Annotated in this window: 37 protein-coding genes; 1 reads left to right on the forward strand and 36 read right to left on the reverse strand. The window is 55.6% G+C overall.

Going from position 1 to position 25645, the window contains the following annotated elements:
* Positions 1-60: 60 nt before the first annotated feature.
* Both ACCC96_RS05110 and ACCC96_RS05115 read right to left on the reverse strand, forming a co-directional pair.
* Positions 61-579, reverse strand: coding sequence for a single-stranded DNA-binding protein (locus ACCC96_RS05110; protein ID WP_064620707.1), 519 nt, complete (start codon positions 577-579; stop codon positions 61-63).
* 9 nt (positions 580-588) lie between these two features.
* Complete coding sequence (locus ACCC96_RS05115; protein ID WP_019650831.1) at positions 589-1986, reverse strand: MFS transporter; 1398 nt, start codon at positions 1984-1986, stop codon at positions 589-591.
* Between the two features lie 191 nt (positions 1987-2177).
* Between ACCC96_RS05115 and uvrA the strand changes: the two genes are divergently transcribed.
* On the forward strand, positions 2178-5012 hold the full coding sequence (gene uvrA / locus ACCC96_RS05120) for an excinuclease ABC subunit UvrA (RefSeq protein ID WP_413695150.1): 2835 nt from the start codon (positions 2178-2180) through the stop codon (positions 5010-5012).
* 74 nt (positions 5013-5086) lie between these two features.
* Here the strand turns inward: uvrA and bfr are convergent, their stop codons facing one another.
* The 34 genes from bfr to rpsL all read right to left on the reverse strand — a co-directional run bounded on the left by bfr (position 5087) and on the right by rpsL (position 25579).
* Positions 5087-5551, reverse strand: coding sequence for a bacterioferritin (gene bfr, locus ACCC96_RS05125; protein ID WP_007933692.1), 465 nt, complete (start codon positions 5549-5551; stop codon positions 5087-5089).
* 164 nt (positions 5552-5715) lie between these two features.
* Positions 5716-7155 (reverse strand): catalase, encoded by a 1440-nt coding sequence (locus ACCC96_RS05130; RefSeq protein WP_413695151.1) that lies wholly within the window; start codon positions 7153-7155, stop codon positions 5716-5718.
* Positions 7156-7397: 242 nt separating this feature from the next.
* Complete coding sequence (gene rplQ, locus ACCC96_RS05135; RefSeq protein ID WP_007924175.1) at positions 7398-7784, reverse strand: 50S ribosomal protein L17; 387 nt, start codon at positions 7782-7784, stop codon at positions 7398-7400.
* Positions 7785-7826: 42 nt separating this feature from the next.
* Complete coding sequence (locus ACCC96_RS05140; protein WP_003186012.1) at positions 7827-8828, reverse strand: DNA-directed RNA polymerase subunit alpha; 1002 nt, start codon at positions 8826-8828, stop codon at positions 7827-7829.
* Positions 8829-8850: 22 nt separating this feature from the next.
* Entirely contained in the window at positions 8851-9471 is a 621-nt protein-coding gene (rpsD, locus tag ACCC96_RS05145) for a 30S ribosomal protein S4 (protein ID WP_003176404.1), read from the reverse strand.
* A gap of 18 nt (positions 9472-9489) precedes the next feature.
* Positions 9490-9879: a 30S ribosomal protein S11 gene (gene rpsK, locus ACCC96_RS05150; protein WP_002555466.1), complete on the reverse strand. Its 390-nt coding sequence runs from the start codon at positions 9877-9879 to the stop codon at positions 9490-9492.
* Between the two features lie 30 nt (positions 9880-9909).
* Positions 9910-10266 (reverse strand): 30S ribosomal protein S13, encoded by a 357-nt coding sequence (gene rpsM, locus ACCC96_RS05155; RefSeq protein WP_003186020.1) that lies wholly within the window; start codon positions 10264-10266, stop codon positions 9910-9912.
* A gap of 130 nt (positions 10267-10396) precedes the next feature.
* A complete protein-coding gene (gene rpmJ, locus ACCC96_RS05160) occupies positions 10397-10513 on the reverse strand; it encodes a 50S ribosomal protein L36 (RefSeq protein ID WP_002555468.1) in 117 nt (38 codons plus the stop codon).
* Positions 10514-10540: 27 nt separating this feature from the next.
* A complete protein-coding gene (gene secY / locus ACCC96_RS05165; protein ID WP_003228718.1) occupies positions 10541-11869 on the reverse strand; it encodes a preprotein translocase subunit SecY in 1329 nt (442 codons plus the stop codon).
* Positions 11870-12307, reverse strand: a complete 438-nt coding sequence (gene rplO, locus ACCC96_RS05170; RefSeq protein WP_003228720.1) for a 50S ribosomal protein L15 — start codon at positions 12305-12307, stop codon at positions 11870-11872.
* Positions 12308-12310: 3 nt separating this feature from the next.
* Positions 12311-12487 carry a 50S ribosomal protein L30 gene (gene rpmD, locus ACCC96_RS05175; protein WP_003176408.1) on the reverse strand — a complete coding sequence of 59 codons (177 nt, stop codon included), beginning with the start codon at positions 12485-12487 and terminating at the stop codon, positions 12311-12313.
* A 2-nt stretch (positions 12488-12489) separates the two neighbouring features.
* Positions 12490-12990, reverse strand: coding sequence for a 30S ribosomal protein S5 (gene rpsE / locus ACCC96_RS05180; RefSeq protein WP_003186035.1), 501 nt, complete (start codon positions 12988-12990; stop codon positions 12490-12492).
* A 3-nt stretch (positions 12991-12993) separates the two neighbouring features.
* On the reverse strand, positions 12994-13344 hold the full coding sequence (gene rplR / locus ACCC96_RS05185) for a 50S ribosomal protein L18 (protein ID WP_003186037.1): 351 nt from the start codon (positions 13342-13344) through the stop codon (positions 12994-12996).
* A gap of 10 nt (positions 13345-13354) precedes the next feature.
* The gene (gene rplF, locus ACCC96_RS05190; protein ID WP_003176412.1) at positions 13355-13888 is read right to left on the reverse strand and encodes a 50S ribosomal protein L6; all 534 of its coding nucleotides are present in this window, start codon (positions 13886-13888) and stop codon (positions 13355-13357) included.
* A 12-nt stretch (positions 13889-13900) separates the two neighbouring features.
* The gene (rpsH, locus tag ACCC96_RS05195; protein WP_003186040.1) at positions 13901-14293 is read right to left on the reverse strand and encodes a 30S ribosomal protein S8; all 393 of its coding nucleotides are present in this window, start codon (positions 14291-14293) and stop codon (positions 13901-13903) included.
* Between the two features lie 210 nt (positions 14294-14503).
* The gene (rpsN, locus tag ACCC96_RS05200) at positions 14504-14809 is read right to left on the reverse strand and encodes a 30S ribosomal protein S14 (protein WP_003176414.1); all 306 of its coding nucleotides are present in this window, start codon (positions 14807-14809) and stop codon (positions 14504-14506) included.
* A gap of 13 nt (positions 14810-14822) precedes the next feature.
* Positions 14823-15362, reverse strand: a complete 540-nt coding sequence (gene rplE, locus ACCC96_RS05205; protein ID WP_003210069.1) for a 50S ribosomal protein L5 — start codon at positions 15360-15362, stop codon at positions 14823-14825.
* Between the two features lie 20 nt (positions 15363-15382).
* Positions 15383-15697 carry a 50S ribosomal protein L24 gene (gene rplX / locus ACCC96_RS05210; RefSeq protein WP_007896770.1) on the reverse strand — a complete coding sequence of 105 codons (315 nt, stop codon included), beginning with the start codon at positions 15695-15697 and terminating at the stop codon, positions 15383-15385.
* Between the two features lie 11 nt (positions 15698-15708).
* Entirely contained in the window at positions 15709-16077 is a 369-nt protein-coding gene (gene rplN, locus ACCC96_RS05215; RefSeq protein ID WP_002555479.1) for a 50S ribosomal protein L14, read from the reverse strand.
* A 23-nt stretch (positions 16078-16100) separates the two neighbouring features.
* Positions 16101-16367, reverse strand: coding sequence for a 30S ribosomal protein S17 (gene rpsQ / locus ACCC96_RS05220; RefSeq protein WP_003176419.1), 267 nt, complete (start codon positions 16365-16367; stop codon positions 16101-16103).
* A gap of 2 nt (positions 16368-16369) precedes the next feature.
* Positions 16370-16561: a 50S ribosomal protein L29 gene (rpmC, locus tag ACCC96_RS05225; protein WP_002555481.1), complete on the reverse strand. Its 192-nt coding sequence runs from the start codon at positions 16559-16561 to the stop codon at positions 16370-16372.
* Positions 16561-16974, reverse strand: coding sequence for a 50S ribosomal protein L16 (gene rplP / locus ACCC96_RS05230; protein WP_003228729.1), 414 nt, complete (start codon positions 16972-16974; stop codon positions 16561-16563). The genes rpmC and rplP overlap by 1 nt, the downstream gene beginning before the upstream one ends.
* Positions 16975-16986: 12 nt before the next feature.
* A complete protein-coding gene (rpsC, locus tag ACCC96_RS05235; protein ID WP_003176422.1) occupies positions 16987-17673 on the reverse strand; it encodes a 30S ribosomal protein S3 in 687 nt (228 codons plus the stop codon).
* 13 nt (positions 17674-17686) lie between these two features.
* Entirely contained in the window at positions 17687-18019 is a 333-nt protein-coding gene (gene rplV / locus ACCC96_RS05240; protein ID WP_003103908.1) for a 50S ribosomal protein L22, read from the reverse strand.
* Positions 18020-18030: 11 nt separating this feature from the next.
* Positions 18031-18306: a 30S ribosomal protein S19 gene (rpsS, locus tag ACCC96_RS05245; protein ID WP_002555486.1), complete on the reverse strand. Its 276-nt coding sequence runs from the start codon at positions 18304-18306 to the stop codon at positions 18031-18033.
* Positions 18307-18322: 16 nt separating this feature from the next.
* Positions 18323-19147, reverse strand: a complete 825-nt coding sequence (rplB, locus tag ACCC96_RS05250; RefSeq protein ID WP_003210080.1) for a 50S ribosomal protein L2 — start codon at positions 19145-19147, stop codon at positions 18323-18325.
* 14 nt (positions 19148-19161) lie between these two features.
* Positions 19162-19461 carry a 50S ribosomal protein L23 gene (gene rplW / locus ACCC96_RS05255; protein ID WP_002555488.1) on the reverse strand — a complete coding sequence of 100 codons (300 nt, stop codon included), beginning with the start codon at positions 19459-19461 and terminating at the stop codon, positions 19162-19164.
* Positions 19458-20060, reverse strand: coding sequence for a 50S ribosomal protein L4 (gene rplD, locus ACCC96_RS05260; protein ID WP_003228735.1), 603 nt, complete (start codon positions 20058-20060; stop codon positions 19458-19460). The genes rplW and rplD overlap by 4 nt, the downstream gene beginning before the upstream one ends.
* A 12-nt stretch (positions 20061-20072) precedes the next feature.
* Positions 20073-20708: a 50S ribosomal protein L3 gene (rplC, locus tag ACCC96_RS05265; protein WP_003186059.1), complete on the reverse strand. Its 636-nt coding sequence runs from the start codon at positions 20706-20708 to the stop codon at positions 20073-20075.
* Between the two features lie 80 nt (positions 20709-20788).
* Complete coding sequence (gene rpsJ, locus ACCC96_RS05270) at positions 20789-21100, reverse strand: 30S ribosomal protein S10 (RefSeq protein WP_003186070.1); 312 nt, start codon at positions 21098-21100, stop codon at positions 20789-20791.
* A 158-nt stretch (positions 21101-21258) separates the two neighbouring features.
* On the reverse strand, positions 21259-22452 hold the full coding sequence (tuf, locus tag ACCC96_RS05275; protein ID WP_007933700.1) for an elongation factor Tu: 1194 nt from the start codon (positions 22450-22452) through the stop codon (positions 21259-21261).
* Positions 22453-22482: 30 nt separating this feature from the next.
* Complete coding sequence (gene fusA / locus ACCC96_RS05280; RefSeq protein ID WP_007933703.1) at positions 22483-24588, reverse strand: elongation factor G; 2106 nt, start codon at positions 24586-24588, stop codon at positions 22483-22485.
* 30 nt (positions 24589-24618) lie between these two features.
* Entirely contained in the window at positions 24619-25089 is a 471-nt protein-coding gene (gene rpsG / locus ACCC96_RS05285) for a 30S ribosomal protein S7 (protein WP_002555493.1), read from the reverse strand.
* A gap of 118 nt (positions 25090-25207) precedes the next feature.
* Positions 25208-25579 (reverse strand): 30S ribosomal protein S12, encoded by a 372-nt coding sequence (gene rpsL, locus ACCC96_RS05290; RefSeq protein ID WP_003186084.1) that lies wholly within the window; start codon positions 25577-25579, stop codon positions 25208-25210.
* Between the last annotated feature and the right edge of the window lie 66 nt (positions 25580-25645).

Raw genomic sequence — 25645 nt, forward strand, 5'->3', positions numbered from 1 at the left:
AAAGCGAAGCCAGATCAATGGCTTCGCTTTTTACGGTGTCACTTGTCGAACAGCGGCTTATCAGAACGGAATATCGTCATCAAAGCTGTCGAAATCCGGAGCCGGTTGCGGAGCAGCCTGCGGTGGAGCCGGGCGCGACTGTTGCGGTGCCGACTGCTGCGGACGCGGAGCCTGCTGGCGTGGGGCTGGAGCGGATTGCTGGTAGTTATTCCCGCCTTGTTGGTCGCCCTGTTGTGGACGGCCGCCCAGCAGTTGCATGGTGCCTTGCATGTCGACCACGATTTCAGTGGTGTAACGCTTGATACCGTCTTTTTCCCACTCGCGGGTCTGCAGCTTGCCTTCGATGTAGACCTGCGAACCTTTACGCAGGTATTCGCCGGCGATTTCGGCCACTTTGCCGAACATCGAAACACGGTGCCATTCGGTCTTCTCGACCTTCTGACCGGTTTGCTTGTCGGTCCACTGTTCGCTGGTCGCCAGACTCAGGTTGGTCACGGCGTTACCGTTAGGCAAGTAGCGAACTTCGGGATCCTGGCCGCAAGTGCCGACCAATATGACTTTGTTAACCCCACGGGCCATAACGTTCTCCTAGGCTACGCACGCTGCCTCGGCCGGGTTGTTCACCAGGCGCTCAAGGGTCGTGCGATCCAATAGTTCTGTGTCCAATTTGATGTAAATCGCCGCTTCATCAGCAACGATCACCGCATCTGTTACCCCTACGACGGCCTTCAGGCGCTCAACCAGACCCGCTTCGCGGATCGCCTCGGGCGACAACGGCAAGCGCAGGCTCGTGACATAAGGTGGTTCGCGCATGGTAACAGCAAAGGCCAACCAGAGGGCAGCCAGGCCGGCGCATCCAAGGAATACAACCGACAAACCGCCATGCTGGAACAACCAGCCGCCGAGGATCCCGCCCAGTGCCGAACCGAGGAACTGACTGGTGGAATAAACCCCCATCGCCGTGCCTTTGCCGCCTGCCGGTGAAACCTTGCTGATCAGCGACGGCAAGGACGCTTCCAGCAGATTGAACGCGGTGAAAAAAACCACCGTGCCGATCACCAGAGCCCGCAAGCTGTCGCCGAACTGCCAGAAGAATAGCTCAGTGAGCATCAGCGTCAGCACCGCGCCCAATAAAACTCGTTTCATTTTGCGTTTCTTCTCGCCGTAGATAATGAACGGGATCATGGCGAAGAAGGAAATCAGCAGCGCAGCGAGGTACACCCACCAGTGCTGCTCCTTGGGCAAACCGGCTTTTTCGACCAGCGCCAGGGGCAATGCAACGAAGCTCGACATCAACATCGCGTGCAACACAAAAATGCCCAGGTCCAGGCGCAGCAGGTCCGGGTGCTTGAGCGTCGGTATCAGCGCCTGACGGGCGACGCCGGACTCGCGGTGCTGCAATGGCCCGGTGGCGCGCGGCACCATGAACATCACGATGACGATACCGAGCAGCGCCATGCCGCCGGTGGCGAAGAACAGCCCCGAGAGGCCGAAGGCACGGGTCAGCAATGGCCCTACCACCATGGCAATCGCGAACGACAGACCGATCGTCATGCCGATCATGGCCATGGCTTTGGTCCGATGCTGTTCCCGGGTCAGGTCCGACAGCAACGCCATGACCGCCGCGGAAATCGCCCCGGCGCCTTGCAGGATGCGTCCGGCGATGACGCCCCAGATCGAATCGGCATTGGCCGCCAGCACGCTGCCCAGGGCGAAGACGATCAGCCCCAGGTAAATCACTGGACGACGACCGATGCGGTCGGAAATGAAGCCAAAGGGAATCTGAAAAATCGCCTGGGTCAGGCCGTAAGCGCCAATCGCCAACCCGATGAGGGCCGGGGTCGCGCCCGCCAGGTCCATCCCATAGGTCGCCAGCACCGGCAACACCATGAACATGCCAAGCATACGGAAGGCGAACACCAGGGCCAGACCGCTTGCTGCGCGGGTCTCACTGCCACTCATGCGTTCGCTGTGGGGATCGTGCATGGAAAAACCTCATGTGAACCGGCGGCGATTCTACCAGTCCCATCGATTGACGGGGTATATCGCGACGCTATGACGCGTACAGATGACGCAATCTTCATGCAAGGTTGCGCGCCCCTCATTTGATAGTGTGCATCCATCCAGTATTTGGCCGTATACTCCTACGTTTTCGACGCCCGCCGAGCGAGGCCACTTTGGACAAGATCCTGATTCGTGGGGCCCGAACCCACAACCTGAAGAACATCGACCTGACCCTGCCACGGGACAAACTGATCGTCATCACCGGCCTGTCCGGATCCGGCAAGTCGTCCCTGGCCTTCGACACGCTGTACGCCGAAGGCCAGCGCCGCTATGTCGAATCGCTGTCGGCCTACGCCCGGCAATTCCTGTCGATGATGGAAAAACCTGACGTCGACACCATCGAAGGTCTGTCGCCGGCGATCTCCATCGAACAGAAGTCGACCTCGCACAACCCGCGCTCGACGGTTGGCACCATTACCGAAATCTACGATTACCTGCGCCTGCTCTACGCTCGCGTCGGTATTCCGCGCTGCCCGGACCACGACATTCCGCTGGAAGCCCAGACCGTCAGCCAGATGGTCGACTTGGTGCTGGCGCAACCGGAAGGCAGCAAACTGATGCTGTTGGCTCCGGTAATCCGCGAGCGCAAGGGCGAACACCTCTCGGTCTTCGAAGAACTGCGGGCCCAGGGCTTTGTGCGGGCCCGGGTCAACGGCAAACTCTGTGAGCTGGACGAGTTGCCGAAGCTGGATAAACAGAAGAAGCACTCGATCGACGTCGTGGTCGACCGCTTCAAGGTCCGCGCCGATCTGCAACAACGCCTGGCCGAATCGTTCGAGACCGCGCTGAAACTGGCGGACGGCATCGCTCTGGTGGCGCCAATGGACGACGAGCCCGGCGAAGAAATCATCTTCTCCGCACGCTTTGCCTGTCCGATCTGCGGCCACGCCATCAGCGAGCTGGAACCCAAGCTGTTTTCCTTCAACAACCCGGCCGGCGCCTGCCCGACCTGCGATGGCCTGGGGGTTAAGCAGTTCTTCGACACCAAACGATTGGTGAACGGTGAACTGACCCTGGCCGAAGGCGCGATCCGCGGCTGGGACCGGCGCAACGTCTATTACTTCCAGATGCTTGGTTCGCTGGCTGCCCACTACAAGTTCAGCCTCGAAGTGCCGTTCAACGAACTGCCGGCCGATCAACAGAAATTCATCCTGCATGGTAGCGGCTCGCAGAATGTCGACTTCAAGTACCTGAACGACCGCGGCGACATCGTCAAACGCTCGCACCCGTTCGAAGGCATCGTGCCGAACCTGGAACGCCGCTACCGCGAAACCGAATCGGCTTCGGTCCGCGAAGAACTGGCCAAATTCCTCAGCACCCAGCCTTGCCCGGATTGCCGTGGCACCCGTCTGCGTCGCGAGGCGCGACACGTGTGGGTTGGCGAGAAGACCTTGCCGGCGGTGACCAACTTGCCGATCGGCGATGCCTGCGAATACTTCGGCGTGCTGAAACTGACCGGCCGCCGTGGCGAAATTGCCGACAAGATCCTCAAGGAAATCCGCGAACGCCTGCAGTTTCTGGTCAACGTTGGCCTGGACTATCTGTCACTGGATCGCAGTGCCGACACGCTGTCCGGCGGTGAGGCCCAGCGCATTCGCCTGGCCAGTCAGATTGGCGCCGGTCTGGTGGGGGTTCTGTACATCCTCGATGAACCGTCAATTGGCCTGCACCAGCGGGACAACGACCGATTGCTCGGCACACTCAAGCACCTGCGTGACATCGGCAACACGGTGATCGTGGTCGAGCACGATGAAGACGCGATTCGTCTGGCTGACTATGTGGTGGACATCGGCCCGGGCGCAGGTGTGCACGGCGGGCATATCGTTGCCGAAGGGACGCCGGACGAAGTCATGGCTCACCCTGATTCGCTGACTGGCAAGTATTTGTCGGGCCGAGTAAAGATCGCTGTTCCAGCCAAACGCACACCCCGTAACAAGAAGTTGTCGTTGTCCCTAAAGGGCGCTCGCGGCAACAATTTGCGCAATGTCGATCTGGAGATTCCGATCGGCCTGCTGACCTGCGTGACCGGCGTGTCCGGCTCGGGCAAATCGACGCTGATCAACAACACGCTGTTTCCTTTGAGCGCTACCGCACTCAACGGGGCAACCACCCTGGAAGCGGCGGCTCACGACAGTATCAAGGGCCTTGAGCACCTGGATAAAGTCGTCGACATCGATCAGAGCCCGATCGGTCGCACGCCGCGCTCCAACCCGGCGACCTACACCGGATTGTTCACGCCGATTCGCGAGTTGTTCGCCGGCGTACCGGAGTCCCGCTCCCGCGGTTACGGACCGGGGCGTTTCTCCTTCAACGTGAAGGGCGGACGCTGTGAAGCCTGTCAGGGCGATGGCCTGATCAAAGTGGAAATGCACTTCCTGCCGGACATCTATGTCCCGTGCGACGTCTGCAAGAGCAAGCGCTACAACCGCGAAACCCTTGAGATCAAGTACAAGGGCAAGAGCATCCACGAAACCCTCGAGATGACCATCGAGGAAGCCCGGGTGTTCTTCGACGCGGTTCCGGCCTTGGCGCGCAAGCTTCAGACGTTGATGGACGTAGGCCTTTCGTACATCAAACTGGGGCAATCGGCGACGACGCTGTCGGGTGGTGAAGCCCAGCGGGTGAAACTGTCCCGCGAGTTGTCCAAGCGCGATACCGGCAAGACCCTGTACATCCTCGATGAACCGACTACCGGCCTGCACTTCGCGGATATCCAGCAACTGCTCGACGTGTTGCATCGTTTGCGGGACCACGGCAACACCGTGGTGGTAATCGAGCACAACCTGGATGTGATCAAGACCGCCGACTGGCTGGTGGATCTGGGGCCGGAAGGTGGTTCCAAGGGCGGCCAGATCATCGCCGCCGGTACGCCGGAGGATGTGTCGGAGATGAAGCAGTCTCACACTGGCTACTATCTCAAGCCACTGCTGGCTCGCGACAAGGCCTGAATCGGGCCCATGAAAAAGCCCCTGTCACTTTGTTGGTGACAGGGGCTTTTTTTGTGCGTGATCTGCCTGAAGGATCAGAACTGCGATTGCAGGTAATTCTCCAGACCGATCAACTTGATCAAACCCAGCTGTTTCTCCAGCCAGTAGGTGTGATCTTCCTCGGTGTCATTCAGCTGAATGCGCAGGATCTCGCGGCTGACGTAATCCTTGTGCAGCTCGCAAAGCTCAATGCCTTTGCACAGCGCGGCACGAACTTTATATTCCAGACGCAGGTCAGCGGCGAGCATGTCCGGCACGGTGGTGCCGACATCGAGATCGTCTGGACGCATGCGCGGCGTACCTTCGAGCATCAGGATCCGACGCATCAGGGCGTCAGCATGCTGAGCCTCTTCTTCCATCTCGTGGTTGATGCGCTCGTAGAGCTCGGTGAACCCCCAGTCCTCGTACATCCGCGAATGGATGAAATATTGATCACGCGCTGCCAGTTCGCCTGTCAGCAACGTGTTGAGGTAATCGATTACGTCTGGGTGACCTTGCATCGCCCTACATCTCCCTGCTTGAAAGCCTGTAGTTTGAACCAAGCTGACCCGAAGGTCACTCGCCTGACGCAATAAAAGCGAAGATATTCTGAGAAAAGCGGTTTAAATAACGCAAAAACCGCCCAAATGAGGGCGGTTCTGCTTATCGTTTAGACTTCGTTAAGCTATTTGCCTAACAGTGCTGCGATTGCGGCTCCGTACGCCGGGTCAGCCTGGTAGAAATGCGTCAATGCCAGATCGATGACATCACCAGAGACACCGTCCATCGAACCGGCGATGTTGCTGACCAGCAGCGCTTGCTGTGCAGGGGTCATCAGTCGGAACAAGTCTCCGGCATAGCTGTAATAATCCCGGTCTACACGATGATCATAACGATCAGCAGCGCCATCCAGTGGCAATGGCGGCTCGTCGTAGCCTGGGTCCTGCTTCGGTGCATTCGGATAGCTGTTTGGCTCGTAGTTGGGCGCGCCAGTGCCGTAATTGCCATACGCCATGGCACCATCACGCTGATAGGTATTCACCGGGTTGCGCGGTGCGTTCACCGGCAGTTGCTGGTGGTTGGTCCCCACGCGGTACCGATGCGCATCAGCGTAAGCGAAGATCCGACCTTGCAACATGCGATCCGGCGAGAAGCCGACGCCAGGCACGATATTGCTCGGAGCGAGGGCAGCTTGTTCCACCTCAGCGTGGTAATTGACAGGATTGCGGTTCAACTCCAGCACACCGACATCAATCAATGGAAAGTCCTTTTGAGACCAGGTCTTGGTCACATCAAAGGGATTATCAGGATGGTTAGCGGCCTGAGCCTCAGTCATGACCTGCATGCGTACGTGCCATTTCGGAAAATCTCCTCGCTCGATGGCATTGAACAGGTCGCGCTGGGCGTAATCCGGATCAGTACCCGCAAGTTGCGCCGCGACTGCTGGATCGAGGTTTTTGATGCCTTGTTGGGTCTTGTAGTGCCATTTAACCCAGTGACGAACGCCTTGGGCGTTGATCAGGCTGAAGGTGTGGCTGCCGAATCCGTGCATGTGCCGGTAGCCATCGGGAATACCCCGATCGGACATCAGGATAGTGATCTGATGCAGCGCTTCCGGCGACTGCGACCAGAAGTCCCAAACATTCTGCGAACTTTTCAAATTGGTGTGCGGGTCGCGCTTTTGCGTGTGAATGAAGTCGGGAAACTTCAGCGGATCGCGAATGAAGAACACCGGCGTATTGTTGCCAACGACGTCCCAGTTACCTTCTTCGGTATAGAACCGCAGAGCGAAACCACGCGGATCTCGTGCGGTGTCAGCCGAACCGCGCTCACCACCCACGGTGGAAAAACGCAGGAAGGTCGGAGTCTGCTTGCCTACCGTCGAAAACAGGGCTGCCCTGGTGTACTGAGTGATGTCATGGGTGACGGTGAACGTGCCGTAGGCACCGGAGCCCTTGGCGTGTACACGACGCTCCGGGATGTTTTCACGGTTAAAGTGCGCCAGCTTTTCTATCAGGTGAAAATCCTGGAGCAGCAACGGGCCTCGAGGGCCGGCGGAAAGGGAGTTCTGATTATCCGCGACAGGTGCGCCGCTGGCGGTGGTCAACGTCTTGTTTTGGCTCATTTTGATCTTCTTCCTCTATCAATTTTGATATGCCGGCTAATCGGCTTGAGGGGAAGTATTAATCTTCTATATGAACGCTACCAATGCATTAATCTGTAGGCCTCAATAGGAAATAACTAACAATAATTTCCCCCTGTCTATAATGCAGACCTAGACAGCATAGAAGCTTGTATGCATGGCGCATTTTTTATAGGCACAAAAAACCGGGCACTAGGCCCGGTTCTTTGTTTCAGACTGACGTCTTACTCAGCGGATACAGCTTCACCGCCGACAGCACGATCAACCAACTCGACGTACGCCATAGGCGCGTTGTCGCCAGCGCGGAAACCGCACTTGAGGATGCGCAGGTAGCCACCCTCACGGGTAGCGTAACGCTTGCCCAGGTCGTTGAAGAGCTTACCAACGATAGCTTTCGAACGAGTACGGTCGAAAGCCAGACGGCGGTTAGCCAGGCTGTCTGTCTTGGCCAAAGTGATCAGCGGCTCAGCAACGCGGCGCAGTTCTTTGGCTTTTGGCAGTGTAGTTTTGATCAGCTCGTGCTCGAACAGCGACACCGCCATGTTTTGAAACATGGCCTTGCGGTGCGAGCTGGTGCGGCTCAGGTGACGACCACTTTTACGATGACGCATGGTTCATTCCTTACCAAACACAACGTTCGGTGATTACGACGATCAGGCAGTCGCCTTGTCGTCCTTCTTAAGACTTGCAGGCGGCCAGTTGTCGAGGCGCATGCCGAGGGACAGACCGCGGGAGGCCAGAACGTCCTTGATTTCAGTCAAGGATTTCTTGCCAAGGTTCGGAGTCTTCAACAGCTCTACTTCGGTACGCTGAATCAGGTCGCCGATGTAGTAGATGTTTTCCGCCTTAAGGCAGTTAGCCGAACGTACAGTCAGTTCCAGATCGTCAACCGGGCGAAGCAGGATCGGATCGATCTCGTCTTCCTGCTCGACAACCACTGGCTCACTGTCACCTTTGAGATCGACGAACGCAGCCAACTGCTGTTGCAGGATGGTTGCAGCACGGCGGATAGCCTCTTCAGGATCCAGGGTACCGTTGGTTTCCAGATCAATAACCAGCTTGTCCAGGTTAGTACGCTGTTCGACACGGGCGTTTTCCACCACGTATGCGATACGGCGAACCGGGCTGAACGAAGAGTCAAGCTGCAAGCGACCGATGCTGCGGCTTTCGTCTTCATCGCTCTGACGCGAGTCTGCCGGTTCATAACCACGACCACGAGCTACGGTGAGCTTCATGTTCAGGGCGCCGTTAGACGCCAGGTTAGCGATTACGTGATCGGGGTTAACGATCTCGACATCATGATCCAGCTGAATATCGGCAGCGGTAACCACCCCCGAACCCTTCTTCGACAAGGTCAGCGTAACTTCGTCTCGACCGTGCAGCTTGATAGCCAGACCTTTAAGGTTCAACAGGATTTCAATTACGTCTTCCTGTACACCTTCGATGGCGCTGTACTCGTGGAGCACACCGTCAATCTCGGCCTCGACTACTGCACAGCCGGGCATTGAGGACAACAGGATGCGGCGCAGCGCGTTGCCCAGGGTGTGGCCGAAACCACGCTCGAGAGGCTCGAGAGTGATCTTGGCGCGGGTTGGACTGACAACCTGCACATCAATATGGCGGGGTGTCAGGAACTCATTTACCGAAATCTGCATGGATGCACCTATTTTCTAGCCCTTACTTGGAGTAGAGCTCGACAATCAGGCTTTCGTTGATGTCGGCGGACAGATCACTGCGAGCAGGAACGTTCTTGAAAACGCCCGACTTCTTCTCAGTGTCTACTTCTACCCATTCTACGCGGCCACGTTGGGCACACAGATCGAGAGCTTGGACAATGCGAAGTTGGTTCTTTGCTTTCTCGCGAACTGCGACCACGTCACCAGCACGAACCTGGTAGGACGGAACGTTTACGGTCTGACCGTTAACGCTGATCGACTTGTGCGATACCAGCTGACGGGATTCGGCACGAGTAGAGCCAAAACCCATACGGTATACAACGTTGTCCAGACGGCATTCGAGCAGTTGCAACAGGTTTTCGCCAGTTGCGCCTTTCTTGCCAGCAGCTTCTTTGTAGTAGCCGCTGAATTGACGCTCGAGAACGCCGTAGATACGACGGACCTTCTGCTTTTCACGCAGTTGGGTGCCGTAATCGGACTGGCGACCGCGGCGTTGGCCGTGGATACCAGGTGCTGCTTCGATGTTGCACTTCGATTCGATCGCGCGCACGCCGCTCTTCAGAAAGAGATCGGTGCCTTCGCGACGAGCGAGTTTGCATTTTGGACCAATGTAACGAGCCATTCTTTACAATCTCCTGGATTACACGCGGCGCTTCTTCGGCGGACGGCACCCGTTGTGCGGGATTGGCGTCACGTCGGTGATGCTGGCGATCTTGTAGCCACAGCCGTTCAAAGCGCGGACTGCGGATTCACGACCTGGACCTGGACCTTTGACGTTAACGTCGAGGTTTTTCAGGCCGTATTCCAGCGCAGCTTGACCAGCACGTTCAGCAGCTACTTGAGCAGCGAACGGGGTGGACTTGCGGGAGCCGCGGAAACCCGAACCACCGGAGGTAGCCCAGGAAAGAGCGTTACCTTGACGGTCGGTAATGGTCACGATGGTGTTGTTAAAAGAAGCATGGATGTGGGCGATGCCATCAACCACTGTCTTTTTAACTTTTTTACGAGGACGAGCAGCAGGTTTTGCCATGATTAATTTCCTGTCGATTCGCTGGGGCGATTACTTGCGGATCGGCTTACGCGGACCTTTACGGGTACGCGCGTTGGTCTTGGTACGCTGACCGCGTACTGGAAGACCACGACGATGACGCAGACCGCGATAGCAACCGAGGTCCATCAAACGCTTGATTTTCATGTTGATTTCGCGACGCAGGTCACCTTCAGTGGTGAACTTCGCCACTTCGCCACGCAGCTGTTCAATCTGCTCGTCGCTCAGATCTTTGATCTTTGCCGCTGGGTTTACCCCAGTCACTGCACAAATTTTCTGTGCAGTAGTGCGACCAACACCATAGATGTAGGTCAGCGAGATAACAGTATGCTTGTTATCTGGAATGTTAACGCCTGCAATACGGGCCATTCAGTGGGACTCCAATTGACAGCTACCTACGCCCCGGAAGCCAAGAAATAGGGCGCGAGATAATATCGCTGTAATAACAAATAATCAACCCGGCAGCGCACTAGCTGCCGGGCTTGAAGCACAATCACACTCAGCCTTGGCGCTGTTTGTGACGCGGTTCCGCGCTGCAAATTACTCGAACAACACCTTCGCGGCGAATAATCTTGCAGTTACGGCACAGCTTTTTCACCGATGCACGAACTTTCATCACCAACTCCTCGAACCTTATGGGTACTCAGCGCAACATGCCGCTGCCGTAACCCTTCAGGTTGGCTTTCTTCATCAGGGATTCGTACTGGTGCGAAACGAGGTGCGATTGTACTTGGGACATGAAGTCCATCACAACCACGACCACGATCAGCAACGAGGTCCCGCCAAGGTAGAACGGTACGTTTGCTGCAACCACCAGGAACTGGGGCAACAGGCAGACGGCCGTCATGTAAAGAGCACCGAACATGGTCAAGCGAGTCAGAACGCCATCAATGTAGCGCGCAGACTGCTCACCTGGACGGATGCCCGGAATAAAGGCACCGGACTTCTTCAGGTTTTCCGCTACGTCTTTCGGATTGAACATCAACGCCGTATAGAAGAAGCAGAAGAAAATAATCCCTGCACTAAACAGCAGAATATTCAACGGCTGACCAGGAGCGATCGACTGCGAGATGTCCTGCAACCAGCCCATACCTTCAGACTGACCGAACCAGGCACCCAACGAAGCCGGGAACAGCAAAATGCTGCTCGCGAAAATAGCCGGAATAACACCGGCCATGTTCACCTTCAGCGGCAAGTGGCTGGTCTGCGCAGCGAAGACCTTACGGCCCTGCTGACGCTTGGCGTAGTGAACAGCAATACGACGCTGGCCACGCTCAATGAACACCACGAAACCGATAATCGCTACTGCCAGCAAACCGATGGCAACCAGGGCGAAGATGTTGATATCACCCTGACGTGCAGACTCGAAAGACTGCCCGATCGCTCTCGGAAGACCGGCGACGATACCCGAAAAAATCAACATCGAGATACCGTTGCCAACACCACGCTCAGTAATCTGCTCACCCAGCCACATCATGAACATCGCACCAGCCACAAAAGTGGATACCGCGACGAAATGGAAGCCAAAGTCACCAGTGAACGCAACGCCCTGCCCCGCCAGACCAATGGACATGCCAATAGCCTGGACGAGAGCGAGGACGACAGTGCCGTAGCGGGTGTACTGGCTGATCTTGCGACGGCCAGCTTCACCTTCCTTCTTCAACTGTTCCAGCTGCGGGCTGACGGCGGTCATCAGTTGCATGATGATCGATGCCGAAATGTACGGCATGATCCCCAACGCAAAGATGCTCATCCGTTCCAGCGCGCCGCCGGAAAACATGTTGAACAAGCTAAGAATGGTCCCCTCATTCTGTCGAAACAGGTCCGCGAGTCGGTCCGGGTTGATACCTGGAACCGGGATGTGTGCGCCTATTCGGTAGACGATAATCGCCAGGAACAGAAAACGCAGACGAGCCCAGAGTTCAGACATACCGCCTTTGCCGAGCGCAGAGAGAGCACCTTGCTTAGCCATTTATTCCTCGAACTTGCCGCCAGCTGCTTCGATAGCCGCACGCGCACCTTTGGTGGCGCCGATTCCCTTTCCGATGGTGACAGCGCGAGTAACTTCGCCGGACAGCATGATTTTCACACGCTGAACGTTGACGTTGATCACGTTGGCATCTTTCAGGGACTGCACGGTGACGATGTCGCCTTCCACTTTAGCCAGCTCGGACAGACGCACTTCTGCGCGGTCCATGGCTTTCAGGGAAACGAAACCAAACTTCGGCAGGCGACGATGCAGCGGCTGTTGACCGCCTTCAAAGCCTGGAGCAATGGTGCCACCGGAGCGGGAGGTTTGACCTTTGTGGCCACGGCCACCAGTCTTACCCAAACCGCTACCGATACCACGGCCCGGACGATGCTTTTCGCGACGGGAACCCGGCGCTGGACTCAGATCATTGAGTTTCATCGATTAACCCTCGACACGCAGCATGTAGTAAGCCTTGTTGATCATCCCGCGATTCTCGGGAGTATCCTGGACTTCTACAGTGTGACCGATGCGACGCAGACCCAGACCCTTAACGCACAGTTTGTGGTTAGGGATGCGGCCGGTCATGCTTTTGATCAGCGTAACTTTAACGGTAGCCATGATCAGAAGATCTCCTTGACGCTTTTGCCACGCTTGGCGGCAATGGATTCAGGAGACTGCATTGCTTTCAAACCTTTGAAAGTGGCGTGAACCACGTTTACCGGGTTAGTCGAGCCGTAGCACTTGGCCAGAACGTTCTGAACGCCAGCAACTTCGAGGACAGCACGCATAGCGCCGCCAGCGATGATACCGGTACCTTCAGAAGCAGGCTGCATGTACACCTTCGAAGCGCCGTGAGCGGACTTCATTGCGTACTGCAGAGTGGTGCCGTTCAGATCAACCTGGATCATGTTGCGGCGAGCAGCTTCCATTGCCTTCTGGATCGCAGCAGGCACTTCACGCGACTTGCCACGGCCGAAGCCAACGCGCCCTTTACCATCACCAACCACGGTCAACGCGGTGAAAGTGAAGATACGGCCGCCTTTAACGGTTTTAGCTACGCGGTTAACTTGAACCAGCTTCTCGATGTAGCCTTCGTCGCGCTTTTGGTCGTTATTTGACATAACTTAGAACTCCAGCCCAGCTTCACGAGCAGCATCAGCCAGCGCCTTGACGCGGCCGTGGTACTTGAAGCCAGAGCGGTCGAAAGCCACCTGCGAGACGCCAGCGGCTTTAGCACGCGTAGCGACCAGCTGGCCAACCTTAGTGGCCGCGTCGATGTTGCCAGTGGCACCATCACGCAGTTCTTTATCCAAAGTCGAGGCACTTGCCAGGACTTTGTTGCCGTCGGCCGAAATGACCTGGGCGTAGATGTGCTGCGACGAGCGGAACACGCAGAGACGCACGACTTCGAGTTCGTGCATTTTCAGGCGTGCTTTGCGAGCGCGACGCAGTCGAGTAACTTTTTTGTCGGTCATTTGCTATGCCCTACTTCTTCTTGGCTTCTTTACGACGGACGACTTCGTCCGCGTAGCGCACACCTTTGCCTTTGTACGGCTCTGGTGGACGGAAGTCGCGGATCTCGGCGGCCACTTGACCTACCAGCTGCTTGTCGATGCCCTTGATCAGGATATCGGTCTGGCTAGGAGTCTCAGCGGTGATGCCTTCCGGCAGTTCATAATCCACTGGGTGCGAGAAGCCAAGAGCCAGGTTCAGCACTGTGCCTTTTGCTTGCGCTTTGTAACCAACACCGACCAGCTGGAGCTTACGCTCGAAGCCTTGGCTTACGCCTTGGACCATGTTGTTTACCAACGCACGAGTGGTACCAGCCATTGCGCGAGTTTGTTGATCGCCATTGCGAGCAGCGAAACGCAGCTCACCAGCTTCTTCAACGATCTCAACGGACGAATGGATGTTCAGTTCGAGAGTACCCTTGGCACCCTTCACCGAAAGCTGTTGGCCTGCGAATTTGACTTCGACACCGGCTGGCAGCTTAACGGGGTTCTTAGCGACGCGTGACATGCTTATCCCCCCTTAGAACACAGTGCAAAGAACTTCGCCGCCGACACCGGCAGCGCGCGCAGCACGATCCGTCATCACACCTTTGTTGGTGGAGACGATAGACACACCGAGACCGCCACGAACTTTTGGCAGATCATCGACGGACTTGTACTGACGCAGGCCTGGACGGCTAACGCGCTTCACTTCCTCGATGACCGGACGGCCTTCGAAGTACTTCAGCTCGATGGACAGCAGTGGCTTGATTTCGCTGCTGATCTGATAACCCGCAATGTAACCTTCGTCCTTCAGGACTTTGGCAACAGCTACCTTCAAAGTAGAAGATGGCATGCTTACGACGGACTTTTCAGCCATCTGGGCATTACGGATTCGAGTTAGCATGTCCGCTAACGGGTCCTGCATACTCATGGGCTAGACGCTCCTAATACACAAAAAATTAGCCTTGCGGCTACTACGTGTCGCCGAGTACATCCGCGCAAAAAAAGCACGGGCTCAGGCGAGCCGGGTATTCTAGACACACCCCACAAATGAATCAAGCCCCAATAGGGGCTTGATTCAAGTTCAAGGTCACCGATGGTCAGGATCTTGCGACCCCGAACACCGAGACTTTGACAGTGCTTACCAGCTGGCTTTAACCAGACCAGGTACGTCACCACGCATTGCAGCTTCACGCAGTTTGTTACGGCCAAGGCCGAACTTGCGGTAAACGCCGTGTGGACGACCGGTCAGGCGGCAGCGGTTACGCATGCGCGAAGCGCTTGCGTCACGTGGCTGCTTCTGCAGAGCTACTGTAGCTTCCCAACGCGCTTCTGGACTTGCGTTCAGATCAACGATGATAGCTTTCAGTGCTGCACGCTTTTTGGCGTACTTGGCAACCGTGAGCTGACGCTTCAGCTCGCGGTTTTTCATGCTCATCTTGGCCATTTTCCTACTCCAATCAGTTGCGGAACGGGAATTTGAAAGCACGCAACAGGGCGCGACCTTCGTCATCGTTCTTGGCAGTGGTGGTCAGGGTAATGTCCAGACCGCGGAGAGCATCGATCTTGTCGTAGTCGATTTCCGGGAAGATGATCTGCTCTTTAACGCCCATGCTGTAGTTACCACGACCATCGAAGGACTTGGCATTCAGGCCGCGGAAGTCGCGAACCCGAGGCAGGGAGATCGACAGCAGACGATCCAGGAACTCGTACATACGCTCACGGCGCAGGGTCACTTTGACGCCGATCGGCCAACCTTCACGGACTTTAAAGCCAGCGATGGATTTCCGAGCGTAGGTCACAACGACTTTCTGGCCGGTGATCTTTTCCAGGTCAGCAACAGCGTGCTCGATGACTTTTTTGTCGCCGATCGCTTCGCCCAGACCCATGTTCAGGGTGATTTTGGTAACGCGCGGAACTTCCATCACGTTCGAAAGCTTAAGTTCTTCCTTAAGTTTCGGTGCGATTTCCTTCCGGTAAATCTCTTTTAGTCGTGCCATGGTCTTCTACCTAGCAGTGTTCAAGCATCAACCGCTTTTTGGGTCGACTTGAAGACACGAATTTTCTTACCGTCTTCTACTTTGAAACCAACGCGGTCAGCCTTGTTGGTTTCGCCGTTGAAGATGGCGACGTTGGAAGCGTGCAGTGGCGCTTCTTTCTCGACGATACCGCCCTGTACGCCCGACATCGGGTTAGGCTTGGTATGACGCTTGACCAGGTTCAGACCACCAACGACCAGGCGGTCATCAGCGAGAACCTTCAGCACCTTACCGCGCTTACCTTTGTCTTTGCCGGCGATCACGATGATCTCGTCGTCACGACGAATCTTTTGCATGTCGGATCTCCTTACAGCACTTCTGGGGCGAGCGAGACGATCTTCATGAACTTCTCAGTACGAAGTTCACGGGTCACTGGCCCAAAGATACGGGTGCCGATCGGCTCTTGCTTGTTGTTCAGAAGAACAGCAGCGTTGCCATCAAAGCGGATAATGGAGCCATCTGCACGGCGAACGCCGTGACGAGTGCGGACTACAACAGCAGTCATCACTTGGCCTTTTTTCACCTTACCGCGAGGAATTGCTTCCTTCACGGTAACTTTGATGATGTCACCGATACCAGCGTAACGACGATGGGAGCCACCCAGCACCTTGATGCACATAACGCGGCGAGCGCCGCTGTTATCGGCCACATCGAGCATGGATTGAGTCTGAATCATATAATTTCTCCGACCCCTAGTCCTTAGACTTCCACAGCGCGTTCGAGAACATCAACCAGCGCCCAAGACTTGGTCTTGGCCAAAGGACGAGTTTCACGAATAGTGACTTTGTCGCCGATGTGGCACTGATTGGTTTCGTCGTGCGCGTGCAGCTTAGTCGAACGCTTAACGTATTTACCGTAGATCGGGTGCTTAACGCGACGCTCGATCAGAACGGTGATGGTTTTGTCCATCTTGTCGCTGACAACACGGCCAGTCAGCGTACGGACAGTTTTTTCGGCTTCAGCCATGATTACTTACCTGCCTGCTGGTTGAGCACAGTCTTCACGCGAGCAATGTCACGCTTAACTTGCGAGAGCAGATGAGACTGCCCCAACTGGCCAGTTGCTTTCTGCATACGCAGATTGAACTGGTCGCGCAGCAGGCCGAGCAGTTGCTCGTTCAGCTGCTGTGCGGATTTTTCACGAAGTTCATTCGCTTTCATCACATCACCGTCCGTTTAACAAAGGAGGTGGCGAGCGGCAGCTTTGCAGCAGCCAGGGCGAAAGCCTCACGCGCCAGCTCTTCAGAAACACCCTCGATTTCATACAGGACTTTGCCTGGCTGAATCTGGGCAACCCAGTATTCCACGTTACCCTTACCTTTACCCATCCGAACTTCGAGTGGCTTTTTGGAAATAGGCTTGTCCGGGAATACACGGATCCAGATCTTGCCGCCACGTTTAACGTGACGGGTCAGTGCACGACGCGCTGACTCGATCTGACGAGCGGTGAGACGACCACGAGCAACAGACTTCAGCGCGAACTCGCCGAAGCTGACTTTGCTACCGCGCAATGCCAGGCCACGGTTGTGACCAGTCATTTGCTTGCGGAACTTCGTACGCTTTGGTTGCAACATTTGGCGTACCCCTTACTTAGCAGCTTTTTTACGAGGCGCTGGTGCTTGTGGTTTCAGTTCTTCTTGGCGACCACCAATTACTTCGCCTTTGAAGATCCAAACCTTTACACCGATCACACCATAAGTGGTGTGAGCTTCGTAGTTGGCATAGTCGATGTCGGCACGCAGGGTGTGCAGAGGCACACGACCTTCGCGATACCATTCAGTACGTGCGATTTCAGCACCGCCGAGACGACCGCTCACTTGGATTTTGATGCCTTTGGCACCAATGCGCATGGCGTTCTGAACAGCGCGCTTCATAGCGCGACGGAACATTACGCGACGCTCCAGCTGCTGAGCTACGCTCTGCGCAACCAGCATACCGTCGAGCTCCGGCTTGCGGATCTCTTCGATATTGATGTGCACAGGCACACCCATTTGCTTGGTCAGGTCCTGACGCAGTTTCTCAACATCTTCACCTTTCTTCCCGATAACGATACCTGGACGAGCGGTGTGGATGGTGATACGTGCAGTTTGGGCCGGACGATGGATATCGATACGGCTTACGGACGCGCTTTTTAGTTTGTCTTGGAGATACTCACGCACCTTCAGATCAGCGAACAAGTAGTCCGCATAAGTCCGACCGTCTGCGTACCAGACGGAGGTGTGCTCCTTGACGATTCCCAGGCGAATGCCAATGGGATGTACTTTCTGACCCATCTCTTCGACTCCGTTACTTGTCAGCAACCTTGACAGTGATATGGCAAGACCGCTTGACGATGCGATCAGCACGGCCTTTGGCACGTGGCATGATGCGCTTCAGCGAACGCCCTTCGTTAACGAAAACGGTGCTGACTTTCAGGTCATCAACGTCTGCGCCTTCGTTATGCTCGGCGTTGGCTACGGCCGACTCCAGCACTTTCTTCATGATCTCGGCGGCTTTCTTACTGCTGAAAGCCAACAGGTTGAGCGCTTCGCCCACCTTCTTCCCGCGGATCTGGTCGGCGACCAAGCGGGCTTTCTGGGCGGAGATTCGAGCGCCCGACAACTTAGCGGCTACTTCCATTTCCTAACCCCTTAACGCTTGGCTTTCTTGTCTGCCACGTGCCCACGATATGTGCGGGTACCGGCGAACTCGCCCAGTTTGTGGCCGACCATGTCTTCGTTAACGAGAACTGGGACGTGTTGACGACCGTTGTGTACTGCGATGGTCAGACCGACCATTTGTGGCAGGATCATCGAGCGACGCGACCAGGTTTTAACTGGTTTGCGATCGTTCTTTTCCGCCGCCACTTCGATCTTCTTCAGTAGGTGAAGATCGATAAAAGGACCTTTTTTCAGAGAACGTGGCACTGTCGTATCCCTCTATTTACTTGCGACGACGGACGATCATTTTGTCGGTACGCTTATTACCACGAGTCTTCGCGCCCTTAGTCGGGAAGCCCCATGGCGATACCGGATGACGACCACCAGAGGTACGACCTTCACCACCACCATGTGGGTGGTCAACCGGGTTCATGGCAACACCACGAACGGTTGGGCGAACGCCACGCCAGCGTTTGGCACCAGCTTTACCCAGCGAACGCAGGCTGTGCTCGGAGTTCGAGACTTCGCCCAGGGTCGCGCGGCATTCAGCCAGCACTTTACGCATCTCACCAGAACGCAGACGCAGGGTCACGTAGACACCTTCACGAGCGATCAGCTGAGCCGAAGCACCAGCGGAACGAGCGATTTGCGCGCCTTTACCTGGCTTCAATTCGATGCCGTGTACGGTGCTACCAACTGGAATGTTACGCAGCTGCAGAGCGTTGCCCGGCTTGATCGGTGCCAGAGCACCTGCGATCAGCTGGTCGCCAGCACTCACGCCTTTAGGCGCAATGATGTAGCGACGCTCGCCATCTGCGTACAGCAGCAGAGCGATGTGAGCAGTACGGTTTGGATCGTATTCGATACGCTCAACAGTGGCAGCGATGCCATCTTTGTCGTTGCGACGGAAATCGACCAGACGATAATGCTGCTTATGGCCACCACCGATGTGACGAGTGGTAATACGACCATTGTTGTTACGACCACCAGTCTTCGATTTTTTCTCGAGCAGCGGTGCGTGAGGAGCGCCTTTATGCAGCTCCTGGTTGACCACCTTGACCACAAAACGGCGGCCAGGGGAAGTCGGTTTGCATTTAACGATTGCCATGATGCACCCCTTCCTTACTCAGCACTGCTGCTGAAATCGAGATCTTGGCCTGGCTGAAGGGAGATAACTGCCTTCTTCCAGTCATTACGCTTGCCCAGACCGCGAGCAGTGCGCTTGCTCTTACCCAGAACATTCAGGGTAGTAACACGCTCTACTTTCACGCTGAACAGGCTTTCGACGGCCTTCTTGATTTCCAGCTTGGTTGCGTCAGTGGCAACCTTGAAAACGAACTGGCCTTTCTTGTCTGCCAGAACCGTAGCCTTCTCGGAAACGTGCGGGCCAAGCAGAACTTTAAATACGCGTTCCTGGTTCATCCCAGCAGCTCCTCGAATTTCTTCACGGCCGACACGGTGATCAACACCTTGTCGTATGCGATCAGACTAACTGGATCGGAACCTTGCACATCACGTACATCAACGTGCGGCAGGTTACGAGCAGCCAGGTACAGGTTCTGATCAACAGCGTCCGACACGATCAGAACGTCGGTCAGGCTCATGTTGTTCAGTTTGCCCAGCAGGTCTTTGGTTTTCGGCGTTTCAACAGCGAAATCCTGAACCACGACCAGACGATCAGTACGCACCAGCTCAGCAAGGATGGAACGCATTGCTGCGCGATACATCTTCTTGTTCAGCTTCTGGGAGTGATCCTGAGGACGAGCTGCGAAAGTGGTACCGCCGCCACGCCAGATTGGGCTACGGATAGTACCGGCACGAGCACGGCCAGTACCTTTCTGACGCCATGGGCGCTTACCGCCACCACGAACGTCGGAACGGGTCTTTTGCTGCTTGCTACCTTGACGGCCGCCGGCCATGTAGGCCACGACTGCTTGGTGAACCAGCGTCTCGTTGAATTCGCCGCCAAATGTCAGTTCGGAAACTTCGATCGCTTGAGCGTCATTTACATTTAATTGCATGTCAGCTTCCCCTTAACCGCGAGCCTTGGCTGCTGGACGTACAACCAAGTTGCCGCCAGTAGCGCCAGGAACAGCGCCCTTGACCAACAACAGATTGCGTTCAGCGTCCACGCGCACTACTTCGAGGGACTGCACGGTCACGCGCTCAGCGCCCATATGACCGGACATTTTTTTGCCCTTGAATACACGACCAGGAGTCTGGCACTGGCCGATAGAGCCTGGAACGCGGTGGGATACGGAGTTACCGTGGGTGTTATCTTGCCCGCGGAAATTCCAACGCTTGATCGTACCCTGGAAGCCTTTACCCTTGGACTGACCGGTTACATCAACCAGTTGACCAGCAGCGAAGATTTCAGCGTTGATCAGATCGCCGGCCTGGTACTCGCCTTCTTCAAGGCGGAATTCCATTACGGTACGACCAGCGGCAACGTTCGCCTTAGCGAAGTGGCCAGCTTGCGCAGCTGTAACACGCGAAGCACGACGCTCGCCTACAGTGACTTGCACTGCACGATAGCCATCGGTCTCTTCAGTTTTGAACTGGGTGACGCGATTCGGCTCGATCTCAATGACCGTGACCGGAATGGAGACACCTTCTTCGGTGAAAATACGGGTCATACCGCATTTACGACCGACTACACCAATAGTCATGTTGTAAACCTCATGAGTGTACGGGGCTTTCACCCGCTATGGCCGCCCATTTCAGAGCGTTACACGACTAAGACCGAGTCTTAGCCGAGGCTGATCTGCACTTCCACACCGGCCGCAAGATCAAGCTTCATAAGAGCATCAACGGTTTTATCCGTTGGCTGGACGATGTCCAGAACGCGCTTATGAGTACGGATCTCGTACTGGTCACGCGCGTCTTTGTTGACGTGCGGGGAGACCAGAACGGTGAACCGCTCTTTACGGGTAGGCAGTGGAATTGGACCACGCACTTGAGCACCAGTACGTTTCGCGGTTTCCACGATTTCCTGGGTGGATTGGTCGATCAGGCGATGGTCAAAAGCCTTCAACCTGATACGGATTTGCTGATTTTGCATTGGATTTCAGACTCCGGCTGCTATTCCCACCGGGCGCAATACGCCCGTTAAAAGGAGGCGCAATTCTATAGACGCCCCCGATAGGTGTCAACCCAATAAAAAAGCCCCCGCTAAGCGGGGGCTTTTTCAAAGCATCGAAGCTATCTCAGAAGAGAAGCTTACTCGATGATTTTAGCTACAACGCCAGCACCAACGGTACGACCGCCTTCGCGAATAGCGAAACGCAGACCGTCTTCCATTGCGATGGTTTTGATCAGGGTAACAGTCATTTGAATGTTATCGCCCGGCATTACCATTTCAACGCCTTCTGGCAGCTCGCAGTTACCAGTCACGTCAGTAGTACGGAAGTAGAACTGTGGACGGTAGCCTTTGAAGAACGGAGTGTGACGACCGCCTTCTTCTTTGCTCAGAACGTAAACTTCTGCGGTGAACTTGGTGTGCGGCTTAACGGTACCTGGCTTAACCAGAACCTGACCACGCTCCACGTCATCACGCTTGGTGCCGCGCAGCAGCACGCCGCAGTTCTCGCCAGCACGACCTTCGTCGAGCAGCTTGCGGAACATTTCAACACCGGTGCAGGTGGTGACGGTAGTGTCACGCAGACCAACGATTTCCAGTGGATCCTGAACGCGAACGATACCGCGCTCGATACGACCAGTCACAACAGTACCGCGACCCGAGATCGAGAATACGTCTTCGATTGGCATCAGGAACGGCTTGTCAGTCAGACGAACTGGTTCTGGGATGTAGCTGTCCAGAGTTTCAACCAGTTTCTTGACGGCAGTGGTGCCCATCTCGTTATCGTCCAGACCATCCAGCGCCATACGAGCGGAGCCGATGATGATTGGAGTGTCGTCGCCTGGGAAGTCGTAAGTGCTCAGCAGATCGCGCACTTCCATCTCAACCAGTTCCAGCAGCTCAGCGTCGTCTACCAGGTCAGCCTTGTTCAGGAAAACCACGATGTACGGAACGCCTACCTGACGGGACAGCAGGATGTGCTCACGGGTTTGTGGCATCGGACCATCAGCGGCCGAGCAAACCAGGATAGCGCCGTCCATTTGAGCAGCACCGGTGATCATGTTCTTCACATAGTCAGCGTGACCTGGGCAGTCAACGTGAGCGTAGTGACGGATCTTCGAGTTGTACTCAACGTGAGCGGTGTTGATGGTGATACCGCGAGCTTTTTCTTCTGGTGCGCTGTCGATCTTGTCGAAGTCAACACGAGCCGAACCGAAAACTTCGGAGCAGACGCGAGTCAGAGCAGCGGTCAGAGTGGTTTTACCGTGGTCAACGTGACCGATAGTGCCAACGTTGACGTGCGGTAGGGAACGATCAAATTTTTCTTTAGCCACGACAATTAACTCCTTGCCTAAAGGACTGAATCAGCCTTGTTTTTTGGTAACGGTTTCGACGATGTGCGACGGAGCCGTATTGTATTTTTTGAATTCCATAGAGTAGCTTGCGCGACCCTGAGACATGGAACGAACGTCGGTCGCATAACCGAACATCTCGCCCAACGGAACCTCGGCACGAATTACTTTACCGGAAACCGTATCTTCCATACCCAGAATCATGCCGCGACGACGGTTAAGGTCGCCCATCACGTCACCCATATAGTCTTCAGGCGTAACAACCTCTACCGCCATGATCGGCTCAAGCAACTCACCACCACCCTTCTGGGCCAGTTGCTTGGTCGCCATGGAAGCAGCCACCTTAAACGCCATCTCGTTCGAGTCGACGTCGTGGTAAGAACCATCAAACACGGTAGCCTTCAGGCCGATCAGCGGATAGCCGGCAACAACACCGTTCTTCATCTGCTCTTCGATACCCTTCTGGATAGCCGGGATGTATTCTTTAGGAACCACACCACCCACTACTTCGTTCAGGAATTGCAGACCTTCCTGACCTTCGTCAGCAGGTGCAAAACGGATCCAGCAATGACCAAACTGGCCACGACCGCCGGACTGACGAACGAACTTGCCTTCGATTTCGCAGCTCTTCGTGATGCGCTCACGGTACGAAACTTGAGGCTTACCGATGTTGGCTTCGACGTTGAACTCACGGCGCATCCGGTCAACCAGGATGTCCAGGTGCAGCTCGCCCATGCCGGAGATGATCGTTTGACCAGTCTCTTCATCAGTTTTGACGCGGAAAGACGGGTCTTCCTGAGCAAGTTTGCCCAGAGCGATACCCATTTTTTCCTGGTCATCCTTGGTCTTAGGCTCTACGGCAACCGAAATAACCGGCTCCGGGAAGTCCATGCGAACCAGGATGATTGGCTTGTCAGCGTTGCACAAAGTCTCACCAGTGGTGACGTCCTTCATGCCGATCAAGGCCGCGATGTCACCAGCGCGTACTTCCTTGATTTCTTCACGGGCGTTTGCGTGCATTTGCACCATACGACCCACGCGCTCTTTCTTGCCTTTTACCGAGTTGATCACGCCGTCGCCGGAGGCCAACACGCCCGAGTAAACCCGAACAAAGGTCAAGGTACCCACGAATGGGTCGGTAGCGATCTTGAACGCCAGAGCCGCGAAAGGCTCGTCGTCGCTTGCATGACGCTCCATTTCCTCTTCCTCGTTATCCGGGTTGGAACCCTTGATAGCAGGAATGTCGGTTGGAGCAGGCAGGAAGTCGATAACGGCGTCGAGAACCAGGGGAACACCCTTGTTCTTGAAGGAAGAACCGCAAACAGCCAGAACGATCTCACCAGCGATAGTACGCTGACGCAGAGCGGCCTTGATTTCCTCGATGGAGAGCTCTTCCCCTTCGAGATACTTGTTCATCAGCTCTTCGTTGGCTTCGGCCGCAGCCTCGACCATGTTGCTGCGCCACTCTTCAGCCAGCTCTTGCAGCTCGGCAGGAATGTCCTTGCGAACAGGGACCATACCCTTGTCAGAGTCATTCCAGTAGACAGCTTGCATGTTGATCAGATCGATCTGACCCTGGAAGTTGTCTTCGGAACCGATAGCCAACTGGATTGGCACCGGAGTGTGACCCAGACGCTGCTTGATCTGACCGATCACGCGCAGGAAGTTAGCGCCAGCACGGTCCATCTTGTTCACGTAAACAAGACGTGGAACGCCGTACTTGTTGGCCTGACGCCATACGGTTTCCGACTGAGGCTCAACACCCGAAGTACCGCAGAACACAACGACAGCGCCGTCGAGTACGCGCAGGGAGCGTTCAACTTCAATAGTGAAGTCTACGTGGCCCGGGGTATCGATAACGTTGAAACGGTGTTCGTGCGAGTACTGCTTCTCAGAACCTTTCCAGAAGGCGGTGATAGCAGCAGAAGTAATGGTAATACCACGCTCCTGCTCCTGCACCATCCAGTCTGTGGTCGCGGCGCCGTCATGCACCTCGCCCATTTTGTGACTTTTGCCAGTGTAAAAAAGGACGCGCTCGGTGGTGGTGGTTTTACCAGCATCCACGTGAGCAACGATACCGATGTTACGGTAGCGGCTAATCGGAGTAGTACGAGCCATAAAGCCCTCGCAAAATTAGTGAAGCTAAAATTAGAAGCGGTAGTGCGAGAAAGCCTTGTTGGCTTCAGCCATACGGTGCACGTCTTCACGCTTCTTAACAGCAGCACCTTTACCTTCAGCAGCGTCCAACAGTTCGCCAGCCAAACGCAGAGCCATAGACTTCTCGCCGCGCTTACGGGCGAAGTCTACCAACCAGCGCATTGCCAGCGCGTTACGACGGGACGGACGAACTTCGACCGGAACCTGGTAAGTAGCACCGCCTACACGGCGCGACTTTACTTCGACCAGCGGAGCGATGGCGTCGAGAGCTTTCTCGAAGATTTCCAGGGGGTCGCTGTTCTTGCGTTCTTTAACCTTTTCCAGCGCGCCATAAACGATACGCTCGGCAACGGCTTTTTTGCCGCTTTCCATCACGTGGTTCATGAACTTGGCCAGGATTTGGCTTCCGTATTTTGGATCGTCAAGCACTTCGCGCTTGGCTGCTACGCGTCTTCTTGGCATGGATAAGCCCTCAAACGGTCTTCAGGTTCGCTCGGAATCGGTGCCCTTTCGGGACGCCTCCGACCTTACTCTTATCGACTCAGAAAAATAGAAATCGGTTTTTTGCTGCAAGCGACTATTACTTCGGACGCTTGGTACCGTACTTCGAACGACCTTGGTTACGACCTTTAACGCCGGAAGTATCCAAAGAGCCGCGAACGGTGTGGTAACGAACACCTGGCAAGTCTTTTACACGACCGCCGCGGATCAGTACCACGCTGTGCTCTTGCAGGTTGTGGCCTTCACCGCCGATGTACGAGGAAACCTCGAAACCGTTGGTCAGACGCACACGGCATACTTTACGCAGTGCCGAGTTAGGTTTTTTCGGCGTAGTGGTATACACACGGGTGCATACGCCACGACGTTGCGGGCAGTTCTGCAGCGCAGGCACGTCGGATTTCTCGACGATACGCTTACGCGGCTGACGTACCAGCTGGTTGATAGTTGCCATCTACTAGCTCCACTGTTGTCTTGCGACGCTATTGTCTTGCAAGAAAAGCAAAATGGCAGGAACGAA

Source organism: Pseudomonas sp. Pseusp11 (genome assembly GCF_047304405.1).
GTDB lineage: Bacteria > Pseudomonadota > Gammaproteobacteria > Pseudomonadales > Pseudomonadaceae > Aquipseudomonas.

Excerpts from the sequence above, each read along its gene's own strand:
- ACCC96_RS05110 (WP_064620707.1), bottom strand. The coding sequence starts at position 579 with ATGGCCCGTGGGGTTAACAAAGTCATATTGGTCGGCACTTGCGGCCAG.
- ACCC96_RS05115 (WP_019650831.1), bottom strand. The coding sequence starts at position 1,986 with ATGCACGATCCCCACAGCGAACGCATGAGTGGCAGTGAGACCCGCGCA.
- bfr (WP_007933692.1), bottom strand. The coding sequence starts at position 5,551 with ATGCAAGGTCACCCAGACGTAATCGATTACCTCAACACGTTGCTGACA.
- ACCC96_RS05130 (WP_413695151.1), bottom strand. The coding sequence starts at position 7,155 with ATGAGCCAAAACAAGACGTTGACCACCGCCAGCGGCGCACCTGTCGCG.
- rplQ (WP_007924175.1), bottom strand. The coding sequence starts at position 7,784 with ATGCGTCATCGTAAAAGTGGTCGTCACCTGAGCCGCACCAGCTCGCAC.
- ACCC96_RS05140 (WP_003186012.1), bottom strand. The coding sequence starts at position 8,828 with ATGCAGATTTCGGTAAATGAGTTCCTGACACCCCGCCATATTGATGTG.
- rpsD (WP_003176404.1), bottom strand. The coding sequence starts at position 9,471 with ATGGCTCGTTACATTGGTCCAAAATGCAAACTCGCTCGTCGCGAAGGC.
- rpsK (WP_002555466.1), bottom strand. The coding sequence starts at position 9,879 with ATGGCAAAACCTGCTGCTCGTCCTCGTAAAAAAGTTAAAAAGACAGTG.
- rpsM (WP_003186020.1), bottom strand. The coding sequence starts at position 10,266 with ATGGCCCGTATTGCAGGCGTTAACATTCCAGATAACAAGCATACTGTT.
- rpmJ (WP_002555468.1), bottom strand. The coding sequence starts at position 10,513 with ATGAAAGTTCGTGCATCGGTGAAAAAGCTGTGCCGTAACTGCAAGATT.
- secY (WP_003228718.1), bottom strand. The coding sequence starts at position 11,869 with ATGGCTAAGCAAGGTGCTCTCTCTGCGCTCGGCAAAGGCGGTATGTCT.
- rplO (WP_003228720.1), bottom strand. The coding sequence starts at position 12,307 with ATGAAACTCAATGATCTGAGTCCAGCGCCGGGTTCCCGTCGCGAAAAG.
- rpmD (WP_003176408.1), bottom strand. The coding sequence starts at position 12,487 with ATGGCTACCGTTAAAGTTACGCTGATCAAAAGCATGACCGGCCGCATC.
- rpsE (WP_003186035.1), bottom strand. The coding sequence starts at position 12,990 with ATGTCAAATAACGACCAAAAGCGCGACGAAGGCTACATCGAGAAGCTG.
- rplR (WP_003186037.1), bottom strand. The coding sequence starts at position 13,344 with ATGACCGACAAAAAAGTTACTCGACTGCGTCGCGCTCGCAAAGCACGC.
- rplF (WP_003176412.1), bottom strand. The coding sequence starts at position 13,888 with ATGTCACGCGTCGCTAAGAACCCCGTTAAGCTGCCAGCCGGTGTCGAA.
- rpsH (WP_003186040.1), bottom strand. The coding sequence starts at position 14,293 with ATGAGTATGCAGGACCCGTTAGCGGACATGCTAACTCGAATCCGTAAT.
- rpsN (WP_003176414.1), bottom strand. The coding sequence starts at position 14,809 with ATGGCCAAGATGAGCATGAAAAACCGCGAGCTGAAGCGTCAGCTCACG.
- rplE (WP_003210069.1), bottom strand. The coding sequence starts at position 15,362 with ATGGCACGACTAAAAGAGATTTACCGGAAGGAAATCGCACCGAAACTT.
- rplX (WP_007896770.1), bottom strand. The coding sequence starts at position 15,697 with ATGCAAAAGATTCGTCGTGACGACGAGATCATCGTGATCGCCGGCAAA.
- rplN (WP_002555479.1), bottom strand. The coding sequence starts at position 16,077 with ATGATTCAGACTCAATCCATGCTCGATGTGGCCGATAACAGCGGCGCT.
- rpsQ (WP_003176419.1), bottom strand. The coding sequence starts at position 16,367 with ATGGCTGAAGCCGAAAAAACTGTCCGTACGCTGACTGGCCGTGTTGTC.
- rpmC (WP_002555481.1), bottom strand. The coding sequence starts at position 16,561 with ATGAAAGCGAATGAACTTCGTGAAAAATCCGCACAGCAGCTGAACGAG.
- rplP (WP_003228729.1), bottom strand. The coding sequence starts at position 16,974 with ATGTTGCAACCAAAGCGTACGAAGTTCCGCAAGCAAATGACTGGTCAC.
- rpsC (WP_003176422.1), bottom strand. The coding sequence starts at position 17,673 with ATGGGTCAGAAAGTACATCCCATTGGCATTCGCCTGGGAATCGTCAAG.
- rplV (WP_003103908.1), bottom strand. The coding sequence starts at position 18,019 with ATGGAAGTAGCCGCTAAGTTGTCGGGCGCTCGAATCTCCGCCCAGAAA.
- rplB (WP_003210080.1), bottom strand. The coding sequence starts at position 19,147 with ATGGCAATCGTTAAATGCAAACCGACTTCCCCTGGCCGCCGTTTTGTG.
- rplW (WP_002555488.1), bottom strand. The coding sequence starts at position 19,461 with ATGAACCAGGAACGCGTATTTAAAGTTCTGCTTGGCCCGCACGTTTCC.
- rplD (WP_003228735.1), bottom strand. The coding sequence starts at position 20,060 with ATGCAATTAAATGTAAATGACGCTCAAGCGATCGAAGTTTCCGAACTG.
- rplC (WP_003186059.1), bottom strand. The coding sequence starts at position 20,708 with ATGACTATTGGTGTAGTCGGTCGTAAATGCGGTATGACCCGTATTTTC.
- rpsJ (WP_003186070.1), bottom strand. The coding sequence starts at position 21,100 with ATGCAAAATCAGCAAATCCGTATCAGGTTGAAGGCTTTTGACCATCGC.
- fusA (WP_007933703.1), bottom strand. The coding sequence starts at position 24,588 with ATGGCTCGTACTACTCCGATTAGCCGCTACCGTAACATCGGTATCGTT.
- rpsG (WP_002555493.1), bottom strand. The coding sequence starts at position 25,089 with ATGCCAAGAAGACGCGTAGCAGCCAAGCGCGAAGTGCTTGACGATCCA.
- rpsL (WP_003186084.1), bottom strand. The coding sequence starts at position 25,579 with ATGGCAACTATCAACCAGCTGGTACGTCAGCCGCGTAAGCGTATCGTC.